The organism is uncultured Lactobacillus sp. (genome assembly GCF_944327175.1).
Lineage (GTDB): Bacteria > Bacillota > Bacilli > Lactobacillales > Lactobacillaceae > Lactobacillus.
Window position 1 is genome coordinate 1 of record NZ_CALVGT010000021.1, and the last position, 10,683, is coordinate 10,683.

Annotated in this window: 9 protein-coding genes; 2 read left to right on the plus strand and 7 right to left on the minus strand. The window is 51.3% G+C overall.

Features of this window, described 5'->3' with window-relative positions:
- From Q0J41_RS03340 to Q0J41_RS03360, 5 genes are all read right to left on the minus strand, one after another.
- On the minus strand, positions 1 to 524 hold a 524-nt coding region (locus tag Q0J41_RS03340), incomplete at its 3' end, for an acyltransferase family protein (RefSeq protein WP_296226100.1).
- 77 nt (positions 525 to 601) lie between these two features.
- On the minus strand, positions 602 to 3,598 hold the full coding sequence (locus tag Q0J41_RS03345; RefSeq protein ID WP_296226102.1) for an LTA synthase family protein: 2,997 nt from the start codon (positions 3,596 to 3,598) through the stop codon (positions 602 to 604).
- A 78-nt stretch (positions 3,599 to 3,676) separates the two neighbouring features.
- Complete coding sequence (locus tag Q0J41_RS03350; RefSeq protein WP_296226103.1) at positions 3,677 to 4,294, minus strand: glycerol-3-phosphate acyltransferase; 618 nt, start codon at positions 4,292 to 4,294, stop codon at positions 3,677 to 3,679.
- Positions 4,295 to 4,296: 2 nt separating this feature from the next.
- A complete protein-coding gene (locus tag Q0J41_RS03355) occupies positions 4,297 to 5,592 on the minus strand; it encodes an LCP family protein (RefSeq protein ID WP_296226106.1) in 1,296 nt (431 codons plus the stop codon).
- 255 nt (positions 5,593 to 5,847) lie between these two features.
- Positions 5,848 to 6,537, minus strand: a complete 690-nt coding sequence (locus Q0J41_RS03360; protein ID WP_008461910.1) for a 2,3-diphosphoglycerate-dependent phosphoglycerate mutase — start codon at positions 6,535 to 6,537, stop codon at positions 5,848 to 5,850.
- Between the two features lie 163 nt (positions 6,538 to 6,700).
- Here Q0J41_RS03360 and Q0J41_RS03365 point away from each other — a divergent pair, with 163 nt between their 5' ends.
- The gene (locus Q0J41_RS03365; RefSeq protein WP_296226116.1) at positions 6,701 to 7,450 is read left to right on the plus strand and encodes a hypothetical protein; all 750 of its coding nucleotides are present in this window, start codon (positions 6,701 to 6,703) and stop codon (positions 7,448 to 7,450) included.
- Between the two features lie 53 nt (positions 7,451 to 7,503).
- A complete protein-coding gene (locus Q0J41_RS03370; protein WP_296226118.1) occupies positions 7,504 to 8,469 on the plus strand; it encodes a Gfo/Idh/MocA family oxidoreductase in 966 nt (321 codons plus the stop codon).
- Between the two features lie 116 nt (positions 8,470 to 8,585).
- Here Q0J41_RS03370 and Q0J41_RS03375 read toward each other — a convergent pair whose 3' ends face one another.
- Both Q0J41_RS03375 and Q0J41_RS03380 read right to left on the minus strand, forming a co-directional pair.
- Positions 8,586 to 10,424: a cation:proton antiporter family protein gene (locus tag Q0J41_RS03375; protein WP_296226123.1), complete on the minus strand. Its 1,839-nt coding sequence runs from the start codon at positions 10,422 to 10,424 to the stop codon at positions 8,586 to 8,588.
- 111 nt (positions 10,425 to 10,535) lie between these two features.
- Positions 10,536 to 10,683, minus strand: a 148-nt coding sequence (locus tag Q0J41_RS03380; RefSeq protein WP_296226125.1) for an SLAP domain-containing protein, incomplete at its 5' end; no start/stop codon positions are given.

The window sequence follows — 10,683 nt, forward strand, 5'->3', positions numbered from 1 at the left end:
GGCCAAAGGCGGATTAAGTCCAGGCCGGTCGGCAAAAGCCAGGCAAAGACCAGGGCCAGCAAAAGGTAGTATTCGAGCAGCCGCCGTCTTCTGGCCAGCGGCCGCAAAAGCGGTGTCACCAGGTAAAGGCCGGCAATCATCGGCAGATACCACAGGTGGTCATAACTGCCAATCAAGAACTTGGCCACGGTCACCAGGTCGCTCCCCTTGGCGAAATAGTACCAGCCGCAGTAAATCAGCTGCCAGATTAAGTAGCTGACTACGATCCGGCGCAGGTATTTTTTAAAAAGCTTTTCCCAGCTCAAGTCAAAATCCGGATTCAGAAAAATGGCCCCGGAAATCATGATAAAAACCGGCGCGCAAAAGCGGCTCAAGCCGTCCCAGAAGTTGAGGATCTGCCAGTTTAAGCTCGCGTAATCCTGCCGGTAGAAGTTGAGAGACGTGGTCACATGGATAGTGATTACCCCCAAGATTGCCACAAGGCGGAGGTAATCGAGATAGGCGACGCGCTGTTTATGAGCCATCATTGCCCCCCTTATTATTTCAAAAAACAAAAAAAGGGACTAATCCTCCTTAGTCCCTTTTATTGCAATAAATCAAATTATTTCTTCATGGTGTAGAAACCCTTGATCTTCAAGGCATAGGCTGAACCAGCCGTCATGTCGTATTGGATCATTTCGTAGTCCTTGAGCAGGGCTTGTTGTGAGCTGGTCAAGGTCTGCGGGTCAACTTCCTTGCCCTTCTGATCAACCAGGGTAAAGCCGGTGTCATCGCTATAGCTGATCGTCAAGGCTGGCAGCTTCTTGTGCACTTCAGTTAAAAGCGCCTGGTAAGCCGTAAGCTTGCTGCCCGTTTGTTCCAGCATCATGGCGATGAAGTCACTGGTGTTGACGTAGTTGGTATTGGAAGTCAGTTTAGCCTTAGCCCCGTGCTGACGGGCGTACTTGTTAGAGTAGATGAAGTAGCGGGTCGAGTGCATTTGGATCGGGTACTTAGACGTGTATGACTGGGAAACGATTGACGGGTAGTGGTCACCGTAGAAGACCATGGTGATCGGCTTCTTGATCTTGTCAATCTGCTTGATGAATTTCTTGACCGCCTGGTCAGTGTAGTGGGTCCCCATGATGTAGGTCGCCACTTGCGTTCTGATGGTGCCGTCGTCAAAAAGATCACCGGAAATCTTGCCTGCATAGTAGTTCTTCGGGTACCAGTTATTGTACGGCATGTGGTTCTGAATAGAAATCAGGTTGATGAACTGGCCGCCCTTGCGGGAGTTGATCTGCCGCAAGCCGTTGTCGTAAGTCGTGAAGTCGGAGTTGTAGGAACTGGTCCCCAGCTTCTTTTGGTCCACGATCTTGTACTTGGAACCAAGGTAAACAAACTTGTTGAACTTGAAGCGCTTGTAGTCTTCAATTCTTGAGTAGTAAGTCCCGATGAATGGGTGAACTGCTGAAGAGTAGTTGAAGTTGGCCCCAATGGTTGGGTAGTACTGGTACTGCGGCACGACTTGGACGTAAGGAGTCAAAGTTGTGTTGAAGGAGCCCATGTTAAAGCCAGTTAGGGATTCCCATTCCATGTTGGCCGTACCACCACCGTAGCCGGCACTAAGCATGCTGCCGTAAGTGGTCGTCTTCTTCAGTGAGTGGATGTAAGAAATCGGATCCTTGGTCCCCTTGGCGAACTTGATCGTCGGGAAGGTATATGGATCGATGAAACTTTCACTCAAGTTAAAGATAACGGTCTGCTTGGACAAATCGTTAGTCCGGGTCTTGTTGATCTGGTCAGCAAGCTTTTGGTACTTCTCATAGAGCTTCTGAATCTGGCTCTTGGAGTAGTTGCTTGGCTTGTCCATGATCTGCAAGTCGATGTAGTTGAGGAAGTTCAAAATTGGCCCGTTAACCTGGATATCTCTTTCCGGGTTCCGGAAGGACTGCTTGTTGTCAAAGGCCCGGTTCAAGCGGTAAATAGCTGAGCCTTGGTGGTTAAACCACTTCGGCGTCATGAAGAGGGCCAGGCTGGCCAGGGCCCACATCCCCCGCCGCTTCCAGTTGCCGCGCTTCTTGACCTTGAACTTGACTTCGCAGAAGACCATCAAGGCAATAACAGCAGCCAAAGCCAGCAGGATCATGATCAAGGTCTTCTGCCCCCCGATCATGCTCAGCAAACTGTCAGCATTAGTTACTTCAGACAGTTCACTCGGGTAGATTGGCTCGCCCCGGAGGTCAAGCTTGATCTTGTTAGCAACCGCCCAGGCGATCACGACCGCGGAAGTCGTGATGAGGGAAACCCAGTATATGGTCGTGACGAAGTAAAGGATCGTGAAGAAGGCGTCGATAAAGATTGTCGTCAAAATCAAGGCCCCCAGCTTGGTCCCAACCAGCCAGACTGCGGCGTTGACGTTGGAAGCAGTCGTGATCTGAATCCGCATGTTGTCGGATTCAACCAGGAAAGAGGCAAAGGACAGGATAAAGAAGAAGGTCCAGGTCAAAAGGTTGGTCCGGTGGTACTTCATCCAGCCCCAAAGGCGGTTAAAGACCCCTTCAGCCGCTGCCCCGAAGCTCTTGCTTTCGTATAAGAAGCGGTTGACCCGCTTGACTGGCTTGAAACGCCACAAGTAGCGTTCAATTAGCCAGTGCCAGGCAATGGCAATGGCCAGCATGATCAAAATCGTGATCATCCGGTTCAACTGCCGGCTGCCCGTGCCGTACTTGAAGGATGACATGAAGGAGTTGGCGTCTGGTACCTGCATGAAGACGATCAGCGGAACCAGGAAGTCCAGGTTCTTTGCTTCCAAAGCCTTGATGGCCGGCCGGGCAAAAGCAAAGGCCGCCAAGGCGATGATGAAGATAAACGGTGAGGTCACGTTGAGCAGGAACTGGTAGTTCCATGATGACGGGTTGGCCCGCCAGGACATGATCTGTGACCAGTAAACGGCGTTAAAGCCAGCTACCCCGACGATCACCAGGCCAAGGGAAAGGATACCGGCCACAATAAAGATGACCGTTTGCTTAACAGAGAAGTCAACCTTCCCTAAGAACATCCCCCAGGCAAATGGCAGAGCCAGGTATAGACCATAGATGGAGTAGTTCATCTCGAAAGTCCCGGCCGACAGGGTAAAGCCCAGCAAGGTCAAGGCGATCAAAATGATTAGGCTCTGCTTCTTGCTGAACTTCTCCTGCCAGTCATAGATGACCGGCTGCACCAGCAGGCCGAAGACCAGGCCCGTCATCAAAACGGAAGTCGAGGTCAGGATCGGGAAGAGGATGCCCCAGAAGCGCCAGGTATTTAAGTGCCATGGCTTGGAGATAAAGAAGACAAGGTAGTAGGCCAGGAGGGTTACTTCCATGATGGCCCAGGCCTTGAAACCTTCGTTAAAGCGCAGCTTGCGCTTGCTGTAAACGGCCCCGAAGACCATTGGAATAAACCAGTAGGTCGCGCTTTCCACGATTAGCGGCAGGTGGCGCAGGTAGGTAATTGAGCTTTTCAGCATTCTGGTTTTGAAATTAAACATCTGCAGCAAAAGCACCAGAGCCGCCAGTACTAGAAAGCCGTACTTCAGCAGGTTATGAATTTTTCTGGATTGTGTTTGTTCACTCATCGATATCGGAATTATTCTCTTTCTTTTGCAAATTCATTATCCATTATATCCAGCTTTTTTTAAAAAATGATCAAGAAATCATTTCAAAATTCCCAATTTCTTCTTGATCGTATACAAAATATCGACCCGCTTGCCACGGCCCGTGAAAAAGTCCCAGATATCGTAGCGGAACTTAAAGGCCATGACCGCCGTCATGATCAAGAAAACCAGGCCAGGCTCAAGTGACCTGGTCAGCTGGTAAATACTGAAAGACAGCATGAAAACCAAAGGCGGAATAGTCAGGTTCTGCATGATTGCGGTCAAGACCAGGGCTATTAAAAGAGTGATAAGACCCGCCCGCCAGTCGTAGAGAACCGTAACCATGGCCGTCACGGCCACCGCCTTGCCCCCCTTAAAGTGGTTGAAGACCGGGAAGCAGTGGCCTAAAACCACGCCTAAGCCCGTATAAGCCGTCAGCAAGTGCTGGTGGTAAATGACATAAACCAGGCAGATGGCCAGCAGGGTCTTAAGCAGGTCGCCGATGCAGGTCAGAATTCCCGCCTTCTTGCCGAAAACCGCCCCCATGTTGGCCGTGCCTGGGTTGCCTGACCCGTACTTGGTCGGATCCTTGTGCAGGTAGTACTCGCCCACGAACATGGCGCTGATGAAGTTGCCAAACAAATAGCCGATAATTACTGCCAAAAATTTGCTAAGCACCTTTAATAGCCCCCTGAAAACGGATTGGTATTGTAATTGTAATTATAACTGTAGCTATAAGTCGTATCGTAATTTGTGCTGCCAGAGTAATCTGTACTGCTGGAGTTAGTGCTGTAAGCAGTTGTACTGCTGGAAGCCTGGCTGCTGGATTTAGAACTGGAGCTGGACTTTGAACTTGTCTTGCCGCTCTTGACGCTGTCAGCCGTCGTGCCCGGATCATAGATCGTGTAGTTCTGGGTCTTACCGCTGCCAAACTTAAAGCCCGCGGCCTCGTTTAAGGTATTCAGCTCGATTTCCCGGTTGGAGACTGTCGCCGTCTTCAGCCCCAGCAATTTTCTGATCTTGTGGGAAATCCGCTGCAGTTCACTGGTTGGCGCGATTTGGTAGGCCGCGTCGTCAACATAGGCGCTGTAGCCGTGCAGGTAGTCGCTGTCGCTGGAAGAAGTGCAGTCTGAATAATTGGCCAGGATAGACTTCAAAGCCTGGAAGTTCAAGTTGGTCTTCACGTTGGATGACAGATTATTGGCGATCTTGCTGAAGTTCGTCAGTGAATCTGCCGTGGCCAGCTTCTGGACCAGCTTGGTGATGACTTCTCTTTGCCGCTTCTGCCGGCCATAGTCACCCTGCGGGTCATCATAGCGCATCCGGCTGTAAGCCAGAGCCGCCTGCCCGTTTAAGTGCTGGCGGACACCTTTCTTGAAAGGAAAGCCGCTGTAAGTAAAGGTTAAAGGCGGCGTCACGTAAATCCCGCCGACATAACCGACCAGCTTCATCAGCCCGCCCATGTTGACCAGGGCGTAATACTTGACTGGAATGTTCAAAAGGTTAGCGACCGTCTGCATGGCCATCTTAGCCCCGCCAATCGAGTAAGCCGCGTTGATCTTCCGCACGTCGTTGGAGTCATCGCCAACCATGTCAGCCATAGTATCCCGCGGAATCGAGATCATCGTGTAGTTCTTCTTCTTCGGGTTGACCACGACAACGATGATCGTATCAGTGTTGCCGTGCTTTTCCGTTCTGTCCAAGGCCCCGGTGTCGGTTCCTAAGAGCATGACGGCAAAAGGCTTCTTGCCGTTGAATTCGCCATAGGTTGTCTTGACCGCGTTTTCTGAGTCATAAGCCTTGTTGGCCGCCTGCTCAGCCGTCTTGTACAGATGGGCAGCATACAGGCCCACTCCGGCCGCAATGGCGCAGACAACGGCCAAAATGCCGATGATCCAGTTGCGGACCAGCTTCTGCTTGCGTTTTCTGGCATGCTGCCGGGTTTCAGGAATGCCCAGCTTGTCTTCTTTTTTCATATATCGATACCTACTTAAAAAATGACATTAGTCTGTATTATAGCAAAAAAGCTCCGCCAACTTTTACCTGCCGCCTTTTCTTATTGAAATTGTAAAAAAGTCAGCCGAAAACGGGCTCAAGATATTTTCCGGTAAGTATCCCTGTTCACAACTTTCCTATCTAAGCTATCATCTTAGCAAGTCATCTGTCAATCCTTAATCAGTCCAATAAAAAAAAGCGAAGCCGGAGCTTCGCTTTAATTAAGGAAAGAGGACTTAGTCCAGCTTTTCCTTGCTTACAACGTTCAACTTGTCGTCGAAAGTGTAAACGACTGGTTCACCAGTCTTCATTTCAACATCCATGATGTCTTCGTCAGAGATGTTTTCGATGTACTTAGTCAAGGCACGCAGTGAGTTGCCGTGGGCAGCGATGATCACGTTCTTGCCAGCCAAAAGGTCTGGAGCAATGTGGTCTTCCCAGAATGGCATAACTCTGTCCAGAGTAACCTTCAGGTTTTCTGCCTTAGGAACGATGTGTGGGTCCAAGTTTGCGTAACGACGGTCGTTAGCTTGGCTGAATTCTGAGTCGTCAGCCAAAACTGGTGGCAAAACGTCGTATGAACGACGCCAAATGTGAACTTGTTCGTCGCCGTACTTTTCAGCAGTTTCAGCCTTGTTCAAGCCTTGCAGAGCGCCGTAGTGACGTTCGTTCAGTCTCCAGGTCTTAGTTTCTGGAACCCAGAGTTGGCCGCTTTCTTCCAAAGCGAAGTGCAAAGTCTTGATCGCACGGGTCAAAACTGAAGTGTAAGCTTGGTCAAATTCCAAGCCGGCTTCCTTGATCAAGCGACCAGCCTTCTTGGCTTCTTCAACACCCTTGTCTGACAAGTTAACGTCAACCCAACCAGTAAATTGGTTTGAAAGGTTCCATTCACTTTGACCGTGACGGATTAAAACTAATTTAGACATTAAAAAATCTCCTTTAGCAAATTAAACGTTTCACTAATTATTATACGGCCTCTCGCGGCCTTTTCAAAGTCCTAAAGGCAAAAAAAGCACTTTTTCTGAGTGCAATCGCTAACAATTAGTCAGTGATTTGTTAGAATTAAAGAATAAGGATGTGATTCATACTATGCCGTCAAAGAAAAAGAAAATTCACCTGCTCGCCCTCCTGGCCCTGATCAGCCTCTTTTTAACCGCCTGCGCTAAGCCCAGTCCCCAGAGCCTGGTCAAAAAGGCCCGGCAGAGCAAGATCAATAATTTCCAGCTGAAGATTGACGAATGCTATTACGAGAATGCCAAGCCGGTCCGCTTCTACGGCCAGATCAACTACCAGCGGTCTCCTTTCGTCATGCAGACTGACTTAACCCAGAGCGGGGACCAGAACGTCAAGATGTGGTTGAGCCAGCGCTATGCCTATGTCAAATACTATAAAGACCAGCAGGAAGCCTGGTACAAGGCCAAGCTTAGCCAGTTCACGACCATCTCCCACTTCCATCAAGTAGTCAAGGACATGGACACCTTGACCCTCAGCCAAAAGAGCGCCAAGCTCTTTACTGTCAGCCAGGCCAAAAATGGCTGGCATCTCAGCTACACAGGCAAAAGCCAGCACCTCTGGCAAGAGATCACGGAAACCAACGGTCTGGCCAGCCTGTCAAGCAACAACCAGATGGCCAAGGCCCAGCTCCAGCAGATCAAAATGACCATCGACTTAAACAAGCAAAAGCAGCTGACCGACCTGGCTATTTACGTCAAGTACAAGGTTAAAGGGCAGACCAGCTCAACCAAGCTGTCCATGCTCAAGGTCAACCAGCAAAAGAAACTGGCCATCCCCAAGACGGTCATTAAGGATTCCGTTGACGTCAGCAAGCTGAACAAATAGAAAATAGAAAACCGACAATCCAAAATGTAGGGTACAAATAAAGGAGGCAAAAAATGCAACTTGGAATCATCGGCAGCGGTAAGATCGTTAGAGACTTCCTCACCGCCCTTCCCCTGCCTGGCTTAAAATTAGCCGCTATCGCCACGACCAAGCGGTCACTAGCCACCGGCCAGAAACTGGCTGACCAGTACGGCATCGGCCGGGTCTACGACGACTACCTGGAAATGCTTAAAGACGACCAAGTTGACACGGTTTACGTGGCCACCCCTTCCTCCATGCACTACCAAATGTGCCTGGACTCTTTAGAAGCCGGCAAGAACGTGATCTGTGAAAAGCCCTTCGTCTTCACTACTGAAGAAGCCATAGAGCTCAAGCAGCTGGCCGACCAGAAGGGCTGCCTCATTACGGAAGCCATCACCAACCGCTACCTGCCAGCCTTTAAATCTTTAGCCAGTGACTTGCAGCTTTTAGGCCCGGTTCACGTGGTCAGCCTCAACTACACCCAGTACTCTTCCCGCTACGACCGCTTCCTAGCCGGCGACATTGCCTCGGCCTTCAACCCCCGTCTGGGCGGCGGATCCCTCTTGGACTTGAACGTCTATAACATCCACTTAGCCGTCAGCCTTTTTGGGGCGCCTTTGGACGTCCACTACTTCCCTAACCTGCAAAAGGGCGTCGACACTTCCGGTGTTTTAGTCCTGGCTTATGACGACAAACAGGCCAGCTTAACCGCGGCCAAGGACTCCCAGGCCTTTGCCCACAACCCCTCTCTCATCGCTGGGGAAAAAGGGGCGATCAGCTTTATCGGCAGCCCGGGTGACATCAGAAGCTACCGGCTGGAAACGGCAGACGGGCAGACCGACAAGAACTTTGACCCAGACCTGCACCGGATGATCCCGGAATTTACTGAATTCATCCGGTGCTTTGACCAAAAGGATAAAACCGCCGCTGACCGGGCATTCGCCCACAGCCTGCAGGTCATCGCCGTCCTGGAAGCGGCCAGGGACTGCATGCCTTAAGGGAAAAAGCAGAAAAAGCAAAACAGAAAAAAATAAAGAACTAACAAACTAAAGAAACAAACAAGAAAAATCGCTCTGCCAGCCGGCAGAGCGATTTTTGCTGGATAATCTTTTTTCTATTCCCTGCTCAAAAGCTGGTGAATCCGGTCGGCTTCCCGCCAAGGACCGCTGTAGATCAGTTCGTCGCCTGGCTCGATCACGGTTGACCCGTGCGGGGAAATCCACTTGTCCCTCCGCCGGATCCGGGAAACGGTGATCTGGTCGACGAAGTCCCAGTCCATCAGCTGGCGGCCGGTGTAGGCCGAGTTTCTGACCACCACGTCGTACAGGGCATTGTTGGTGTCCGTGATGATCCGGTAGACGGCTGGCGATTCGATCAAGGCCCGGAGCATGGCCCCGTGCAGGTTGTTGAAGGCAAAAAGCTCGATGCCTTCCTCTCTGAGCTGGTCAACCGTGCCGGCCACGACCTTGCCCTGGCTGACGATGACCCGCTTAACCCCGGCCTGCTTGGCTGCCCGGCCGACCTCTAAGTTAGCCTGGTCGTCAGTGAAGGTGGCCACGAAGATGTCGGTGTCAAAGGCCCCGGCTGCTTCCAAGGTATCCAGCTTCCGGTCAGGCAGGAGTTTCAGATTTTTGACCTTGCTCTTGTAGGTATCATATTTTTCCTTCCGGCAGGTCAAAACCTGGACTGAGTACCAGGAGTCGTGCAGGTCCTGGTAGACGGTCATAGTCACGGCATTGAGGCCGAAGATCACGACTTTTTCCTTGATCTTGTCTTCCGGCGTCAAGGCAAAAGTTGAGTTGAAGACGATCGGGCAGGCGATGCAGACGATGACTGCCGCCAAAATGAAGGCGCTGGACTGGGTCGCCGTGATGGCGTTCAGCTTCCGGGCTACCTGCAGGGTCGGCAGAACGATCGTGATCGTCGTTGCCGTTAAAAAGCCCCCGGCAAAAGCATTCCGCTTGTTAAAGGCCCGCATGTAGGTCAAAGTAACCGGTAGCTTGGCTAAGAAGAAGCAGATGACCAGAACCGGCAGCAGCAGCAAGGCTTGCGGGTTGGCGAAGAGCAGCTTCAAGTTGAGGTTGACCCCGGTCCGGATGAAGAAGATCGGAATAAAGAAGCCGTAGCCGATGGAAGTCAGCTTGTCCTTGGTTGCCTGGGTTGGCTCCAGCAGCTTCATGACCACCCCGGCCAAAAAGGCCCCCAGGATATTTTCCGCCCCAACCTGCTCTGCCACCGTCACCAGGGCAAAAATCAAGAAGAAGGCCAGGCGAACGTCCAGCTGAGTTGTGGCCTTGGTCACCTTGGCAAACCACAGGTAAGGCCGCTTAAAGCGGCGCAGAAGAATAATCGCGGCCACAAACAAGAGGATGATCAGCCAGAGCTTGCGGGCATCCCCGCCGTTAACGGTGGAATAGATGGTCAACAGCAGCAAGGGAAGAACTTCCCCCATGACCGCCGTCAGCAAGATCGTCTGCCCGATCGGCCGGCCCAGGATTTCTTTTTCCTTTAAAGTCGCGATAACCACGCCTAAGGCCACGGTCATAAAGATGATCGAAGCCAGAGCCACGTCGTTAAAGAGGCCCAGGGCCTTCATCTCCAAAGCCAGCAAAACCGAGGCCACCGCTACCCCGCCAAAGGCGAAGGCAGCCACGACCATGGGCTTGACCTGCTTGCCGCTCTCTGACTTCCGGGCCCGGGTGTGCTTTTTCGGGCTGAGCAAGTCAAAATCGATTTCCATCCCCGACAAAAACATCAAGACGATGACCCCCAGGTTGGACAAAAAAGTCAGCTGGGAAGTCTGGGTGATCAGGTTCAGACAGCTCTTGCCCATCAGAATCCCGACGATGATTTCGGCCACGGCGGTCGGCACCGTGGTCACCCGCAGGCGGGCCATGACGATCGGAATTACCAGGGCCAAGAAGACCGTTAAAAACAGTGATAGTCCTTCCATGCTAAAAAGTATCTCCTCACTAATTACAGTTTTTTTTAATTATACAATAATCGCTAAATTAAGAAAGAAAAACGGACCCAGGCTAAGCCTGAATCCGTTCCTTATCTTCAATTAAAAGTTGCCGGCCTTAATGTACAGGGCTGTTTGGCCGGAGAAGCCGACCATGTAGTAGTACTTGCCGCTAAGCTTGACCCGGCTGCCGTAAGTTACTACGGCCGTGCCCTTAAGGCGCTTAGCTTCATTCCAGTTCCGGCTCCCC

Excerpts from the sequence above, each read along its gene's own strand:
- Q0J41_RS03375 (WP_296226123.1), bottom strand. The coding sequence starts at position 10,424 with ATGGAAGGACTATCACTGTTTTTAACGGTCTTCTTGGCCCTGGTAATT.
- Q0J41_RS03360 (WP_008461910.1), bottom strand. The coding sequence starts at position 6,537 with ATGTCTAAATTAGTTTTAATCCGTCACGGTCAAAGTGAATGGAACCTT.
- Q0J41_RS03345 (WP_296226102.1), bottom strand. The coding sequence starts at position 3,598 with ATGAGTGAACAAACACAATCCAGAAAAATTCATAACCTGCTGAAGTAC.
- Q0J41_RS03370 (WP_296226118.1), top strand. The coding sequence starts at position 7,504 with ATGCAACTTGGAATCATCGGCAGCGGTAAGATCGTTAGAGACTTCCTC.
- Q0J41_RS03365 (WP_296226116.1), top strand. The coding sequence starts at position 6,701 with ATGCCGTCAAAGAAAAAGAAAATTCACCTGCTCGCCCTCCTGGCCCTG.
- Q0J41_RS03355 (WP_296226106.1), bottom strand. The coding sequence starts at position 5,592 with ATGAAAAAAGAAGACAAGCTGGGCATTCCTGAAACCCGGCAGCATGCC.